We start from the raw sequence: 14,697 nt of genomic DNA on the forward strand, positions 1-14,697 counted from the left end.
GCCCGATCGGCTCCTTTCCGCATCCGTATGGTTGCCCAGAGTGGCGGCGCCGCGGGGTCGCCCATAACGTCGGGATCATGAGGAAATCCCAAGTCACATGCCTTAGTTGCGCCGTCGTGCCCCTCGTGGTCGGCGTGGGCGCCCTCGCGCCGGCCGCCTCCGCCCGCAGTGGGTCGGAGCAGGTGGTCCGTCCGGACCAGTCCATCCAGGAGGCCGTCGACGCGGCCGCCCCCGGGGACACCATCGTCCTGACGCGGGGCACCTACCGCGGAAGCGTCACGCTCACCAAGCCGCTGACCCTCCGGGGCGCGGGCGAGCAGACCGTGATCGTCCCCGGCAAGGACGAGGAGGCGGGGAGTGCGTGCGCCGAGGCGGGCGACGGCATCTGTGTCACCGGCACGGACGAACAGCCCGTCACCGGGGCGCGGATCCAGTCGCTGACCGTCGAGGGGTTCAAGAGGAACGGCGTCACGGCCACGCACACCGACCAGCTGGAGGTCCGCCGGGTGACCGCCCGGGACAACGGCCGGTGGGGCATCGCGCAGGATCGTTCCACCCGTGGCTCGTTCCGCTACAACACCGCGAGCGGCAACGGCGACGCCGGGCTCTACACCGCCAACGTGTTCGAGGCCGACGCGGAGAGCAAGACCCTCGACTCCCGTGGCACGGTGATCAGCGGCAACCTCCTGACGGGCAACCGGATCGGCCTGACCACCCGCCGGCTCAGGAACCTGACCGTCGAGCACAACGTCGTCACCGACAACTGCGCGGGGGTCTTCGTCGTGCTGCCGCGCACGACGGGCGACCTGACCGTCCGCCGCAACGCGGTCCACGAGAACAACGAGTACTGCCCCGCCTCCGCTCGCCTGCCCCACCTCCAGGGGGTCGGCATCGTCCTCGTCGGTGCCGAGAAGGTGCTGGTGACGCAGAACGCGGTCCGCGACAACGTGGGGGACTCCCCGTACTCCGGCGGGATCGTCGTGTTCGGCAGCATGGACGGCGTCTCCAACGAGCAGAACACCGTCCGCGACAACCTCGTCCTGGGCAACGGTCCGGCGGACCTGGTCACCCGCGACGAGAAGGCGAAGGACAACAAGTTCGTCGACAACCTCTGCCAGGTCTCCGAACCGGCCGGCGCGTGCTGACCGGCCGGTCGGCCTCGCCCGCCCGGCGGGGAGAGCCGCACGTCGGGCGGATGTGACGGCATCTGTGCGGCAGGGCCGGTTCGAAGGAGAACCTCCTCCTTCGAACCGGCCCTTTCGCCGTCGGCGGGTCCCGCTCCGGACTTCGCCCGGTGACGCGGCTACTGGTAGCCGAGCGTCGTCATCATCCCGGACTCCGAGTGGTAGATGTTGTGGCAGTGCAGCATCCACAGCCCCGGGTTGTCCGCGTCGAAATCGGCCACCAGCTTGTGGTGCGGCAGCACCACGGACGTGTCCTTGCGGGCACCGGGGGAGTCGGCGCCGGCCAGGCCGTAGGTGTGGCCGTGCAGATGGATGGGATGCCACATGTCCGTGCCGTTGAAGATGATCAACCGCACCCGCTCACCGCGTTCGACCTTGTGGATGCGGTCCGGCGAGTAGGGCCGGTGGTCGATGCCCCAGTCGAACTTCTTCATGCCGCCGGTCAGGATGAGTTTGATCTGACGGTCGGGTGTGCGCCGGTCCAGGGCCACGGACTCGTGCGGCCTGAGCCGCCCGGCCGCGGTCAGCACGTTCCGGTTCAGCTCCGCCGGACGCGCGGACGGTTTCGGCGTGGGGCCGCTGCCCGCGCGCAGGACGGCCATCGCCGACCCGCCCTTCCCCTCGGCGAGCGCGGTGAACGGGAAGACCCCGCTCTTCACGGTGACGAGCACGTCGTACCGCTCGGCCATGCCCAGGAGCAGCGAGTCGACCTTGCGGTGCTGTACGGGAAAGCCGTCGCTGTGCGTGACGGTGAGCTGATGGTCCCCGAGCGCCACCCGGAACGCCGTCTCGGCGCCCGCGTTGATGATGCGCAGCCGGATGCGTTCGCCGGGCTTGGCCTTGAACTGTGTGGGGTCGACCGAGGTCCGCCCGTTGATCAGGTAGTACGGGTGGTCGACGCTGGCCGCGTGACCGCCGAGCAGTTTACTGAAGGCGCCCTTCAGCACCCGGTAGGTGCTCTTGCCGCCGTGCGACGGCCCCGAGGGGTCCTCGTCCCCGCGCCCCGGCGCGTAGGACAGGGGCGGCCCGTGCCCGACGTCGATGCCTCCCCGGGGACGGGAAGGCGCGCCGTCACCCTCGTGCTCTCCGTGCCCCGGGCCGTGTCCCATCGCGGGTCTGCCCTTGCGGAGCTGCGCGAACACCTCGTCCGGGGTCGAGCCGTTCACCCCGTCGAGCCAGTCGTCGAGCACGATGACCCACTCCCGGTCGTAGGAGAGGGGCTCGCGGGGGTCGTCCACGATCAGCGGCGCGTAGAGACCGCGGTCGATCTGCACGCCCAGGTGCGGGTGGAACCAGTAGGTGCCGGGGTCCGGAACGCGGAACCGGTACGTGAACGACTTGCCCGTGGCGATCGGCCGCTGCGTCACGTACGGCACGCCGTCCATGTCGTTGTTCAGGGCGATGCCGTGCCAGTGAACCGTGGTGGCCTCCGGCAGATGGTTGTTCACGGTCACCTCGAGCTTCTCACCTGCGGTGACACGGAGCTCGCGGCCCGGCAGCTCGTCACTGTACGTCCACGTCCTGACGGTCTGCCCACCCCCCAGGTCGACTGTGCCGGCAGTCGCCGTGAGGGTCAGCTCCCGGGCCGGCCGTTCGGATCTGGGAGTCCCTGCGGACGGTGTCTGCGCGCCGTCCCGCGAAGGGGTGGAGCGCTCGGGCCCGGGGCCCGGAGCACCCTCGACGCGCTTGCGGTCCGGTGCGCCGTCCGCGCAGGCGGCGAGCAGGCCGGATCCCACGGCGGCGATCCCGGCGCCGAGTACGGCGCGGCGAGGTCGAGAAGAGGTCTGACGGTTGTGTTCCTGGCTGAACATGGCCCTCCGGTCGGTCGCACACGTACCCACCCCTGCCCGGAAGGGCCTCGAGTGGGGTTGGACGCAGCGCGATCCAGCATGGGGCACGATGCCCGGAACATCCGGTACATCCCGAATGGAAATCTATGACGATCCGATGTTCACCCGCCGCGCGAGGGTGACGGAACCGCTGGTCAGAGCGGCGTGACGCAGTTTCGGCTTCACCGGTTCGGCCGCTGCCTGGTCGGCGTAGCGTTTCTCCTCGACGCCACCGGGCCGTTGGCCCGGGAACACGCGGAGGGCCTGCCGAGGCGCCGAGGAGGCGCGCTCCGGCTACTCCCCGGGCCGCCGGGCGACGACCAGACGGGCTCGGGGACTGCCGTCCACCCGCTGCCCGAAGTCGGGCAGCGGGTGGAGTTCGACCTGGAACCCGGCCCGGTCCAGCTCGCGCCGGAGGCCGCCGAGACGAAGGGTGCGGTAGTACATGACGAACGGCGGGCGCCACACCGCGTTGCGCACCCGCATCGCCGTGTCGAAGCCCAGCAGCTTCCAGTACATGAGTGAGTCCGGCCGGGGCGGAGCGCCCACCGGGAAGGCGAACCGTCCTCCCGGCCGCAGCACGCGGTGGACCTGGGCGAACAGCTCCGGCAGCTCGCGCGGCAGGAAGTGGCCGAACGCCCCGAAGCTCACCACCAGGTCGAAGACGGGCCCGAACGGCAGCGCCCGCGCGTCCGCCCGCACATGACCGGCCGGCGGTCCCCCGCGCCGGACCCGCTCGCGCGCGACGGCGAGCATGCCCGCGCTGAAGTCGACGCCGGTGACGCTGCGACGGCACACCTGCGCCAGTACGTCCATGCCCGCACCGGTGCCGCAGCACAGATCGAGTCCGGCGTCGAACGGCCCCAGCCTCCGCAGCGTCCCGGCGGTGGCGTCGAGCACCGGGTCGGGCGTACGGAAGGGGGTGTGGTCGAACTTCGGCGCGAGGAGGTCGTAGCCGTGCTCCACCGACGAGAGCGCCTGGACGGCGAGTTCCCGCAGACGCGGGCCTTCGGGGCTGAACATCGGACCAGCCTAGACCCGGGCGCCGCCCGAGGGGCTAACCTCGTGCACTCCTGTGCGAACCATTGAGGTGAGGAGCTGTGATGAGGGCATTCCGCGAGGCCGTCGAGGCGCACGACATGGACGCCGCCGAAGCGCTGCTGGCCGAGGACGTCGTCTTCACCAGCCCGGTCGTCTTCAAGCCCTACACCGGAAAGCCGATCACGGCGGCGATCCTGCGCGCGGTGGCGGAGGTCTTCGAGGACTTCCGGTACCTGCGGGAGATCAACGACGTGAACGGCCGCGACCACGCGCTGGTCTTCTCCGCACGGGTGGGTGACCGCGAGATCGAGGGCTGCGACTTCATCCACGTCGACGAGGACGGCCGTATCGACGAGTTCACCGTGATGGTGCGCCCCCTGTCCGGCGCGCAGGCACTCGCGGCCGCCATGGGCGCGCAGTTCGAGAAGATCGCGCGTGAGGAGCGGGACCGCTCGGCCTGACCGCACTCGGGTTCGAGGAGCTCAGGAGCACCGGCGACATGGAGCTCCGTCTGAGCCGCGAAGCGGCCCCCCGCCGGATCTTCCCGGCCGTCGTCATCGTCCCGTCCGGCACCCGTCGCGAGGAACTGCCGCCCACCCCGGCGGAGTCGACCGCCACCCGCGGTCCGCGACGGGTCCTGCGGCCCCGGGGCGGGCGGCCGGCCCGGAAACCCTGCCGGAGCGGATGCGGGAGACCCCCGACGACGCGGCCTTCCTCCGGAGCGTCCGGCCGGCCCTGCCCGGTGGCCGACCGAGGCGACGGCGTGCGGCATCCGGGTGCTCACGAAGGGTCCCCGGCCCGGTCGCCACGGCCTTCCGGGGTTCCCTTCCTACGTTTGCGATATGACTATCGGATTCGCTTCACGGGCTGCCGTGTCCACCTGTGCCCTCTGCACGGCGGGCCTGCTGGCACTCGCGCCCGCCGCGGCGACCGCCGGTACGCGTCCGAACCCCGCGCCGCCGGCCGGCTCACGCACCGCGCCGCACTCGCTGCTGTACCGCTCCGGCACACAGGTGCGCCCCCGCGCCGAGGCACCCGAGGTCCCGGAACTGTCCGCCCGGTCCTGGCTGGTGGCCGACGCCGACTCCGGTGAGGTGCTCGCGGCGCACGACGCGCACCGCAGGCTGCCGCCCGCCAGCACGCTGAAGACCCTGTTCGCCCTCACCGTGCTGCCCGTCCTGCCGGGCAGTCTCCAACACACCGTCAGCTACGAGGAACTCGCGGACATCGGCCCCGGCAGCAGCCTCGTCGGGATCGCCGAGGACCGCACCTACCGGATCTCCGACCTGTGGAACGGGGTCTTCCTCAGCTCCGGCAACGACGCCGTGCACGTCCTGGCCGCACTCAACGGCGGCTGGCAGGCCACCACCGAGCAGATGCAGGAGAAGGCCCGCTCCCTGGGCGCCCACGACACCTGGGTGGAGTCGCCCGACGGCTACGACGCTCCCGGTCAGGTGTCCTCGGCGTTCGACCTGGCGGTCTTCGGCCGGGCCGGACTGCACAGCCCCGACTTCGTACGGTACTGCTCCCGTGCGGAGGCGATGTTCCCCGGCCGTGACGGTGGATCGTACGGAATCCTCAACACCAACCGGCTGCTCACCGGCGCCGGCGGTGTGGATCCCTACCCGGGCCTCCTCGGGATCAAGAACGGCTACACCAGCAATGCCGGCAACACCCTCGTGGCGGCCGCCCGCAGGGACGGGCGCACCCTCGTGGTCACGGTCCTCAACCCCCGGTCGGACGGCGGGCACACCGTGTACGACGAGGCACGCGCGCTGCTGGACTGGGGGTTCGAGGCCTCCGGCCGGGTCGATCCGGTGGGGTCGCTGGACGCCCTGCGGGCCACGTCGATGCCGGGGCCCCGGGGCCGGTCCGCGGCCGGTCCGGCCTCGGCCCCGGCTTCGGCCCCCGCGGTACGGGGCGCCGATCCGGAGCGGCCGGCGGTGTGGACGGTCGCGTGCACCACGTTGCTGGGCGCGGCGGGCATGGCACTGTTCCTGCGGCTCAGGTGGGCCCGGTCGTGAGGGGGTGGCTCCCCCGCCCGCGAGGACCGTTCACCGCGCACCGGACCGGTCGAGCGGGGCGAGCGCGGGTGCGGTGCGGACGTCGCCGACCGGACGGCCGCCGCCGAGCAGCGGTTCGCCCGCGAACCCGGTGAGCAGGGCCGGCTCGACCCCGGCCCGGGCGAGGGCGGCGGCGGTCACCGGGCCACGCGCCCGGCCGGCTCCGTCGGAGATCTTCACCGCCACGGCGCGGCCGTCGGGCAGGGCGGCGATCTGGACGCCCTCGTAGCCGTCCTTGGCGAGCAGCCCGGGGACGGCCCGCATCAGGGCGGCGACGTCCCGGCCGGAACCGGAGGCCATCTCGGGGTGTTCCCGCATCGCGTCGGCGACCCGGGCCTCGGGGGTGCCGGGCGCGGCGGTGACGACGCGGGCGGCGGCCCGGGCGAGTCCGTGCAGGGAGACGGCGAACAGGGGCGCGCCGCAGCCGTCGACGGTCACCCGGGCGACGCGCTGCCCGGTGAGCTCCTCGACGCTCGCGGCGATCGCCCGCTGGAGGGGATGGGCGGGGTCCAGGTAGTCCTCGAGGGACCAGCCGTTGAGCTTCGCGGTGAGCAGCATGGCGGCGTGCTTGCCGGAGCAGTTCTGGGCGAGACGGGAGGGCGGGCGGCCGTCGCGCACCCAGGCGTCCCGCACGGCCGGGCCGAGCGGGAGGTCCGGGACGTTGCGCAGGTGGTCCTCGGTGAGTCCGGCGCCCGCGAGGACGCGCCGGACGCCGGCGAGGTGGCGTTCCTCCCCGGAGTGGCTGGCCGCGGCGAGGGAGAGCAGTTCGCCGTCGAGCGGCAGCCCGGCGCGCACCATGGCGACGGTCTGGACGGGCTTGAGCGCGGAGCGCGGATAGCAGGCGGCCTCGATGTCGCCGAGCCGGAGCCGGACCTCGCCGTCGGCGTCGAGGACGACGACGGAACCGTAGTGGACCCCCTCGACGACCCCGCCGCGGACGAGGTGGGCGACGGGGGCGTGGAGGGGTTCGCGGACCGGGGGTGCGGCCGCGGGGGAAGGGAGGTTCATCGGGATCGGTCTTCCGTGGTGGTGTCCGTGGGGGTGTGCGCGCCCGGCGGGCGGACGATGGCGGCGAGAGTCGTCCCGACGCGGTCGAGATGGTGGGACATCGCCGCGAGGGCGTCGTCCTCGGAACCGTCGGTCAGTGCCTCCACGATCGCCCGGTGCTCGTGGTTGGACTGCTCGCGCCGGTCCCCCAGCTGGTTCAGGAAGGCGGACTGGCGGGCCAGCGCGTCCCGGATCTCCTCGATGACCCGGCGGAACACGGGATTCTGGGTGGACTCTGCCACGGTGAGGTGGAAGAGGGTGTCCATGGCGACCCACACGGTGGTGTCGGTCTCCCGGTCCATCCGGTCCAGCAGGTGGTTCAGCAGGTCGAGGTTCTCGGGGGTGCGCCGGCGGGCCGCGTACCGGGCGACCGGGAGTTCGACGTGGCGGCGCACCTCCAGCAGGTCACCGGCCGCGTAGTCGCCGAAGGTGGGCTCCCCCACCGCGTCGGCCACGACGAAGGTGCCCTTGCCGGTCCTGGACACGGTCAGGCCCATGGTCTGCAGTGCCCGCAGGGCCTCGCGCAGCACCGGCCGGGAGACCCCGAGGGTGCGGCACAGCTCCGCCTCGGAGGGGAGCTTGTCCCCGACCGCGTACGCGCCCCGCTCGATGGCGTCGCGGAGGTGGGAGAGAACCGCTTCCATCGCGCTCACGCGCCGCGGCCCCGGCCCACCTGTCCGGCTGTCTGACAGGTTCACGGAAGTGATCGTGCGGGCGGGCGCGGGAACTGTCAAGCGGGGGCCCGCCCGGTGCGCGGTGGGGCTGCCCACCCCCTCGTTCTGGGGGTCAACATCATTCTGCGGCCGGGCGACCGTTCACATACTCAAGTGCATGGCCAACCCAACGGTGCTCACCGGAACCCCGTCCCCACGCGACCGCGAGAAGGGGAGCGACTTCGCCGAACTGTCGCGGCGCATAGCCGCCGAAGGGCTGCTCAGGCGCCGCCCGCTCTACTACACCCTGCGCTTCGGGGCCCTTGCTCTCGCCCTCGCGGGAGGGGTGACCGCCTTCCTCGTCCTGGGCGACAGCTGGAGCCAGCTGCTCGTCGCGGCGGCCCTGTCCCTGGTCTTCGGGCAGCTCGCACTCGCCGCGCACGACCTGGCGCACCGTCAGGTGTTCTCCCGCCGGCGCCCCAGCGAAGCCGGTGGACTGCTGGTGGCCGACGTCCTGCTGGGCATGAGCTACGGCTGGTGGATGAACAAGCACACCCGCCACCACGCGAATCCCAACCACGAGCAGAAGGACCCGGACGTCGCCCCCGACCTCCTGGTCTGGTCACGACGCCAGGCGAGCCGGGCCCAGGGCATCGCGCGGTTCGTCGGAAAGCACCAGGCGGCGCTGTTCCTTCCGATGCTGACGCTGGAGGGCCTCAATCTGAGTTTCAGCAGCTTCAAGGCGCTGCGCGGCCCGTCGGTGAAGCGGCCGGTGCTGGAGGGGACCTTGCTGGTCGCCCACTTCGCCGTGTACTTCGGCGGCCTGTTCACGGTGCTCTCCCCCGGCAAGGCGTTCGCTTTCCTCGCCGTCCACCAGGGTCTGTTCGGGATCTACCTCGGCTCGGTGTTCGCCCCCAACCACAAGGGCATGCCGATGATCGAGGAGGGGACGCGCCTGGACTTCCTGCGTCGTCAGGTCCTCACCTCCCGCAACGTCCGGGGCGGTGTGTTCGTCGACGTCTTCATGGGCGGGCTGAACCACCAGATCGAGCACCATCTCTTCCCCAGCATGCCCACACCCGCCCTCGGCCGGGCCCAGGTCATCACCGAGCGGTACTGCGCGGAGCTGGGCGTCCCGTACTGCCGGACAGGGCTGTTCTCCTCGTACGGCACGGCGCTACGCCACCTCAGGAGCGTGGGGGAACCGCTGCGCGAGGCCCGCTGAGGGGACTGCGGCCCCCGTGTGGCCCGGCGAGCGGCCGGGAGGTCCGTCACGCCCACAGCGCGTCGGCCAGGACCGCGCCGGCGAAGGCCGCGCCCAGGCCGGCCGCGACGCTCGCCACGACGTTCGCGGCGGCATGGCGGACGGCCCCCGCCTCGGCGAGGCGGAGGGTCTCGTAGGAGAAGGTGGAGTACGTGGTCAGGGCACCGCACAGACCTGTACCGAGCAGCAGCTGGAGGTGCGAACTCGCGGCGCCCGCCGCCGCCGCGCCGGTGAGCAGGCCGAGCGCCAGGCAGCCGGTCACGTTCACCGCGAAGGTGCCCCAGGGGAACACCGAGTCGTGCCGGGACTGCACCGCGCGGTCGGTGAGGTAGCGCAGGGGTGCCCCGACGACGGCGCCGAGGACGACCAGCAGCCAGTTCACGGCCCCTCGCCCTCCGTTCCGGAAGCGGTGGGAGGGCCGGAAGGCCGTCCGTGGCCCGGGTACCGGACCGCCTCGCAGGCGTCGAGGGTCACCAGGCCCTCGGTGACGAGCGTGTCGAGCTCGGGCAGGAAGGCCCGTACCCGCTCCTCGGTGTCGACGACGACGACCGCCACCGGCAGGTCCTCGCTCAGGGACAGCAGCCGGGAGGTGTGGACCAGCGAGGAGGCGCCGAAGCCCTCGATGCCGCGGAAGACGCTGGCGCCCGCCAGTCCCGCCGCGTGGGCCCGGTGGACGATCTCCGAGTAGAGCGGCCGGTGGTGCCAGGTGTCGTTCTCGCCGATGAACACGGTCAGGCGCAGCGCCCTGCCGGTCGGACCTGTCATGGCTGCCTCCTGTTCAGAACGCGGCGGGTCGCGGACGCGGCCGCCCACACGGCGCCGAGCGCCGCGAACGGGGTGACGGCGAGGTAGGCGAGGGCAAGGCCGTGGCTGCCGCCGTCGAACAGGTTCCGGCCCTCGACGGCGTAGGTGGAGAAGGTGGTGAAACCGCCGAGGACGCCGGTGCCGAAGAACGGGCGGGTCAGGGGGTGGGCGGTACGGACCTCGGTGATGATCACCATGAACACGCCGATCACGGCACAGCCGGTGATGTTGACCCCCAGGGTCGTCCAGGGGAACCCGTCCGCCGGTGTCGGCCACCACAGGGAGGCCGCGTACCGGGCGGTGGCGCCCGCTGCCCCGCCGAGGGCGACCACGGCGACGACGGGAGCGGCGGCGCGCCGGGCGGGGCGGCGTCCGCGGAGAACCTCGGTGGGCGTGCCTGTCACGGGTGTGCGTCTCCTACTCGTCGCGCGGCCCGGACGTGCGGGCGCGCCTCCACAAGCGGAGACCGTCGGCGGCGTGCCGCGGTTCGGGTACGGCGGACCCCACCGCCGCGCCACGATACGCGCTCGCGGCCGAAGGCCGGCGTGACGCCGGGGCGCGAGAGGGTCACTGCGCGCTGCCGTGGTCGTCGCGCGGCGGTGGGGTCCGCCAGCCCTCCTCGAACAACGCCGCGACCTCGGCGATCCGTACCTCGTCGCGCCGGTAGTGCGGGCGTCCGGCGACCTGGCCGGTGCGCAGCAGGCCGACGGCCGTGAGCAGCCGGAGGTGGGTGAGGGCCACGGGGTGGGACATGCCGAACCGGGCGGCGACGGCTTTCGCGGTGACGCCGTGTGCGGCGTGGCCGGGTTCTTTCAGCCACGTCAGGATCTGCAGTCGGGTCCCGTCGGCGGGATTCCTCGGCATGCCGTTCACCTCCGTCCCGGCGTCCTCTCCGGGCACGTCCACTGTCCCGCGGCCGGAGCCCCCGTGTCATGCGCTCCGGCGTCTTGTCCGAGAGTCGGCCCCTTGTTCGCAAGGTGGTCGAACAGCCCTCGTCCCGCGGCGGGGCCCGGCCGCACGGGTACCGCTCGTGCGGCCGGGCCCCGCCGCGGCTCAGGAACTCAGGGACTCAGGGACTCGGGGACTCACCGGTGGCGGAACCACGCCGTCGCGGGCAGCGCCCGGTCGTCGTAGCCGAACAGCGCCTGGTTCTCCCAGCCGTTGCCGGAGGCCGGGTCGGCCGGGTCCCAGCCGTTGCCGGTACGGGCGATCCAGGTGGCCTCCCAGTAGAAGACGCCGAGGCCGCGTCCGTTCGGGACGGCCTCGACGATGCTCGCCACGTCGTTCATCCAGCGGGTCTGCCCCGCCGGGGAGGCCGGATAGCCGGGGACGAGTTCCTCGGCGAGGTCGATGATGTTCTCGTGGCCGTCCTCGCTGTCCAGGCGGAACGGGTAGGCCGTCTCGGCGACGAAGACCGGCTTGCCGTACCGGGCGGCCGCGTCGTCCAGGGTGGTCTGGAAGTCGTGCAGGGTGCCGTGCCAGTAGCCGTAGTACGACAGGCCGACGGCGTCGAACTTCACGCCGTGGGAGACCGCGTTGTCGAACCACCAGCGGGTGCCGTCGAGGTCACCGCCCTCGGCGAGGTGCAGGGCGGCGACCGTGGAGGGGCTGACCGCCTTGACCGCGTCGTAGCCGGAGTTGAGCAGTCCGGCGAGCTGGGTCCAGTTGCTCGTGGAGCCCTCGTTCCACAGCATGCCGCCGTTGATCTCGTTGCCGACCTGGACCATGTCCGCCGTGGTGCCCTGCGCCTCGAGGGCGCTCAGGACGTCGTACGTGTGCCGGTACACGTCCGTCTTCAACCGGCTGTAGGAGTGCCCCGACCAGGCCGCGGGCTTGGTCTGCTTGCCCGGATCGGCCCAGGTGTCCGAGTAGTGGAAGTCGACCAGCAGTTTCATGCCCTGGGCCTTGACGCGCTTCGCCATGGCGAGGACGCGCGCCTTGTCGTGGTAGCCGTCGGCCGGGTCGACCCAGACCTTCAGCCGGGCGTAGTTCATTCCGGCGGATCTCAGGATGGCGACGCCGTCGCCGGCGGCGCCGGAGGCGGTCCGGTAGACGCCGCCCCGGTCCTCGCTCTTGGGCAGGGACGAGATGTCGGCGCCCTTGATCGTCAGGCCGGAGGCGCCCGGGGTGAAGGTCAGGTCGTCGACGTTGATCCAGTTGCCCGCGTTCGCGTCGCTGGTGACGCTGATCGTGCACTGGTTGTTCGTCACCCTCACCGGCACGACGATCCGTATCCAGCCGGAGTCGGACACCGGCAGATCGGTGCGCTGTTCGGTGCCGCCGCAGTTCTTCAGGGCGAGGTGGGCGGCGTTCTGGCCGCCGCCGGAGCGGACCCAGGCGGTGAGTCTGTGGTCGCCGTTGGTCAGGCCCGACAGGTACTGGTACGTCTCGACCTTGTAGGCGGAGGAGGACCAGTGGGACAGGCGGTGCCCGCCGCCACGGCCGCCGGACTCCGTGTACGAGGCGGCCGTGGCGCCGTACTCGGACCAGCCGGCCGGGGTGGCGGTGCCCGAACCGTCGGTCTCGAAGCCCCCGTTGGTGAGCGTGCTCGCCGCGGTCGCGGTCTGGACGGGCAGTGCGGTGAGGGAGAGTCCCGCGGCGAGCGGCAGCAGCAGGGCCCGGAGTGTGCGTCTGGGATGGAACATGGGTGTTCGTCGTCCCTTCGACGTGGGGAGGGGGTGCCCCGCGCCCGGGGAGGGAGTGGGGCCCCCTCCGCCCGCGGGCGGTGTGTTCACGCGGGCGGAGGGGAGTCGTGGCTCAGGCGTCGAGTCGTACGACCCGGACGGCTCCGGCCGGGACCGGGAGGCGGTCCGCGGCGCGTTCACCGGTCAGCAGCTCGGTGCCGGGCGTGTCCAGCGGCACCTCGGCGTCGGTGGCGGTGTGGTTGACCGCGAACAGGAAGGTGCCCGACTCGCCCGTGCGGCGCACCACTTCGACGTCGCGGGGCAGGTCGGTGCGCGGGGCGATCCGGGCGTCCTCGGCGGCCCGGCCGAGGAGCGCGGCGAGGCCCTCGGCGCCGAGCCGGGTGGAGACGTACCAGGCGGCGCCCTCGCCGAGGCGGTGCCGGGTGACGGCGGGACGGCCGGTGGTGAGGCCGTCGGCGTACGTCCACACGGTCTCGGCGCCCCGCGGCACCACGAACTCCGTCCAGACGTCGGCGTCGAGTTCCGCTCCGCCGGGGCCGGTGAGGCGGACCCGCTCGCCCCGCAGCAGGGGGGAGAACTCCTCGACGGTCAGGCCGAGGACGTCGCGCAGGGCGCCCGGGTGGGGGCCCTCGTGCACGGCGTCGTGTTCGTCGACGATGCCGGAGAAGTACGACACGACGAGGGTGCCGCCGCCTTCGACGTACTCCCTGAGGTTGTTCCCGGCCGCCTCCGTCATCAGGTACAGGGCCGGTACGACGACGAGGGGATACCCCGACAGGTCGGCTTCGGGGTGGGCGAAGTCGACGGTGAGGTGGTGGTCGTAGAGGGCCTCGTAGTAGGCGTCGGCGCGTTCGCGGGCGTCGTGGTCCTCGCTGGGGCGCCAGTCGAGGCTCTGTGCCCACCAGGACTGCCAGTCCCACACCACGGCCACGTCGGCCTCGGTGCGGGTGCCCCGGACCGGCGCCAACGAGCCGACGACGGCTCCGAGTTCGGTCACCTCACGGAAGACACGGGTCTCGGTGCCGCCGTGCGGCAGCATCGCGGAGTGGAACTTCTCGGCGCCGCGCCGGGACTGGCGCCACTGGAAGAACATCGCGCCGTCGGAACCGCGGGCCACGTGGGCGAGGGAGTTGCGGGCCATCTGGCCGGGTGCCTTGGCGGGGTTGCGTGGTTGCCAGTTGACGCCCGAGGTGGAGTGCTCGAGCAGCAGCCAGGGGGCGCCGCCGCCGACGGAGCGGGTGAGGTCGGCGGCCATGGCGAGGTTGACGTGGGTGCGGCGGCCGTCGGTGATCAGGTAGTGGTCGTTGGTGACGAGGTCCACCTCCCGGCCCCAGGCCCAGTAGTCGACGGAGTCGCACTGGCTGAGGGCGGTCATGAAGTTCGTGGTCACCGGGACGCCGGGCGTCAGGCGGTGCAGGATGTCCCGCTCGGCGGTGAAGTTCTCGCGCATCGTGGCGTCGGCGAACCGCCGGTAGTCCAGCGCCTGCGCCGGGTTGCCGACCGTGGGGGTCGCGCGCGGCGGGTCGATCTCCGCGAACGAGGAGTAGCGCTGGCCCCAGAAGGCCGTTCCCCAGGCCTCGTTGACGGCCTCGACGGTGCCGTGGACCGACGCCAGCCAGCGGCGGAAGTGCGCGGCGCAGGAGTCGCAGTAGCAGGCGGAGACGGGGACGCCGTACTCGTTGTGGACGTGCCACATCGCCAGCGCCGGATGGTCGCCGTAGCGTTCGGCGAGCCGGGTGGTGATGTTCGCGGCGGCGGCCCGGTAGTCGGCGTTGCTGTGGCAGATGGCGCCGCGGGAGCCGAACTCCAGGCGTACACCGTCCGCGGTGACCGGCAGCGCTTCGGGGTGGGCGCGGTAGAACCAGGCGGGGGGCACCACGGTGGGTGTGCCGAGGTCGACGCGGATGCCGCCCTCGTGCAGCAGGTCCAGGCTGCGGTCGAGCCAGCCGAAGTCGTACACGCCGGGCGAGGGTTCCAGCAGGGCCCAGGAGAAGATCCCGGCGCTCACCATGGTGACGCCGGCCTCCCGCATCAGCCGGACGTCCTCCTCCCAGACGGTCTCCGGCCACTGCTCGGGGTTGTAGTCCCCACCGAAGGCGAGCCCGGTGAGGCCCCTGGGGGTGGTCTCCGGCATGGATTCTCTCCCGATGTGTCGATGTTCTGAGAA

14 protein-coding genes and 1 pseudogene are annotated in these 14,697 nt (G+C 72.3%); 5 read left to right on the forward strand and 10 right to left on the reverse strand.

Annotated features, from left to right (window positions below):
- Nucleotides 1-77 precede the first annotated feature (77 nt).
- The gene (locus ACWEQO_RS20820) at nucleotides 78-1,145 is read left to right on the forward strand and encodes a right-handed parallel beta-helix repeat-containing protein (RefSeq protein WP_452984770.1); all 1,068 of its coding nucleotides are present in this window, start codon (nucleotides 78-80) and stop codon (nucleotides 1,143-1,145) included.
- Nucleotides 1,146-1,303: 158 nt separating this feature from the next.
- Here ACWEQO_RS20820 and ACWEQO_RS20825 read toward each other — a convergent pair whose 3' ends face one another.
- Entirely contained in the window at nucleotides 1,304-2,995 is a 1,692-nt protein-coding gene (locus tag ACWEQO_RS20825) for a multicopper oxidase family protein (RefSeq protein ID WP_452984771.1), read from the reverse strand.
- 312 nt (nucleotides 2,996-3,307) lie between these two features.
- Entirely contained in the window at nucleotides 3,308-4,036 is a 729-nt protein-coding gene (locus ACWEQO_RS20830; RefSeq protein ID WP_452984772.1) for a class I SAM-dependent methyltransferase, read from the reverse strand.
- Nucleotides 4,037-4,116: 80 nt separating this feature from the next.
- On the opposite strand from ACWEQO_RS20830, the gene ACWEQO_RS20835 reads away from it, so the two are divergent.
- From ACWEQO_RS20835 to ACWEQO_RS20845, 3 genes and pseudogenes are all read left to right on the forward strand, one after another.
- Complete coding sequence (locus ACWEQO_RS20835; protein ID WP_361457662.1) at nucleotides 4,117-4,515, forward strand: nuclear transport factor 2 family protein; 399 nt, start codon at nucleotides 4,117-4,119, stop codon at nucleotides 4,513-4,515.
- 11 nt (nucleotides 4,516-4,526) lie between these two features.
- Nucleotides 4,527-4,795 (forward strand): annotated as a pseudogene (locus ACWEQO_RS20840) (transcription termination factor Rho); the annotation flags it as partial.
- A 101-nt stretch (nucleotides 4,796-4,896) separates the two neighbouring features.
- Complete coding sequence (locus ACWEQO_RS20845; protein WP_361457665.1) at nucleotides 4,897-6,078, forward strand: D-alanyl-D-alanine carboxypeptidase family protein; 1,182 nt, start codon at nucleotides 4,897-4,899, stop codon at nucleotides 6,076-6,078.
- Nucleotides 6,079-6,108: 30 nt separating this feature from the next.
- On the opposite strand, the gene ACWEQO_RS20850 is transcribed toward ACWEQO_RS20845, so the two are convergent.
- Nucleotides 6,109-7,125 (reverse strand): asparaginase, encoded by a 1,017-nt coding sequence (locus ACWEQO_RS20850; protein WP_452984773.1) that lies wholly within the window; start codon nucleotides 7,123-7,125, stop codon nucleotides 6,109-6,111.
- The gene (locus ACWEQO_RS20855) at nucleotides 7,122-7,862 is read right to left on the reverse strand and encodes a FadR/GntR family transcriptional regulator (RefSeq protein ID WP_361457670.1); all 741 of its coding nucleotides are present in this window, start codon (nucleotides 7,860-7,862) and stop codon (nucleotides 7,122-7,124) included. Before ACWEQO_RS20855 ends, ACWEQO_RS20850 begins: the two co-directional genes overlap by 4 nt.
- 133 nt (nucleotides 7,863-7,995) lie before the next feature.
- On the opposite strand from ACWEQO_RS20855, the gene ACWEQO_RS20860 reads away from it, so the two are divergent.
- Nucleotides 7,996-9,042, forward strand: a complete 1,047-nt coding sequence (locus tag ACWEQO_RS20860) for a fatty acid desaturase family protein (protein ID WP_452984774.1) — start codon at nucleotides 7,996-7,998, stop codon at nucleotides 9,040-9,042.
- 46 nt (nucleotides 9,043-9,088) lie between these two features.
- On the opposite strand, the gene crcB is transcribed toward ACWEQO_RS20860, so the two are convergent.
- The 6 genes from crcB to ACWEQO_RS20890 all read right to left on the reverse strand — a co-directional run bounded on the left by crcB (nucleotide 9,089) and on the right by ACWEQO_RS20890 (nucleotide 14,664).
- Nucleotides 9,089-9,463: a fluoride efflux transporter CrcB gene (gene crcB / locus ACWEQO_RS20865; protein ID WP_452984775.1), complete on the reverse strand. Its 375-nt coding sequence runs from the start codon at nucleotides 9,461-9,463 to the stop codon at nucleotides 9,089-9,091.
- Entirely contained in the window at nucleotides 9,460-9,846 is a 387-nt protein-coding gene (locus tag ACWEQO_RS20870) for a DUF190 domain-containing protein (protein ID WP_361457679.1), read from the reverse strand. The genes crcB and ACWEQO_RS20870 overlap by 4 nt, the downstream gene beginning before the upstream one ends.
- Nucleotides 9,843-10,289, reverse strand: coding sequence for a FluC/FEX family fluoride channel (locus ACWEQO_RS20875; RefSeq protein ID WP_361457682.1), 447 nt, complete (start codon nucleotides 10,287-10,289; stop codon nucleotides 9,843-9,845). Before ACWEQO_RS20875 ends, ACWEQO_RS20870 begins: the two co-directional genes overlap by 4 nt.
- 163 nt (nucleotides 10,290-10,452) lie before the next feature.
- Nucleotides 10,453-10,749 (reverse strand): ArsR/SmtB family transcription factor, encoded by a 297-nt coding sequence (locus ACWEQO_RS20880; protein ID WP_452984776.1) that lies wholly within the window; start codon nucleotides 10,747-10,749, stop codon nucleotides 10,453-10,455.
- Between the two features lie 221 nt (nucleotides 10,750-10,970).
- Nucleotides 10,971-12,530, reverse strand: coding sequence for a glycoside hydrolase family 53 protein (locus tag ACWEQO_RS20885; protein WP_452984777.1), 1,560 nt, complete (start codon nucleotides 12,528-12,530; stop codon nucleotides 10,971-10,973).
- 112 nt (nucleotides 12,531-12,642) lie between these two features.
- Nucleotides 12,643-14,664, reverse strand: a complete 2,022-nt coding sequence (locus ACWEQO_RS20890; protein WP_452984778.1) for a beta-galactosidase — start codon at nucleotides 14,662-14,664, stop codon at nucleotides 12,643-12,645.
- Nucleotides 14,665-14,697 lie beyond the last annotated feature (33 nt).

The organism is Streptomyces sp. NPDC004051 (genome assembly GCF_053604275.1).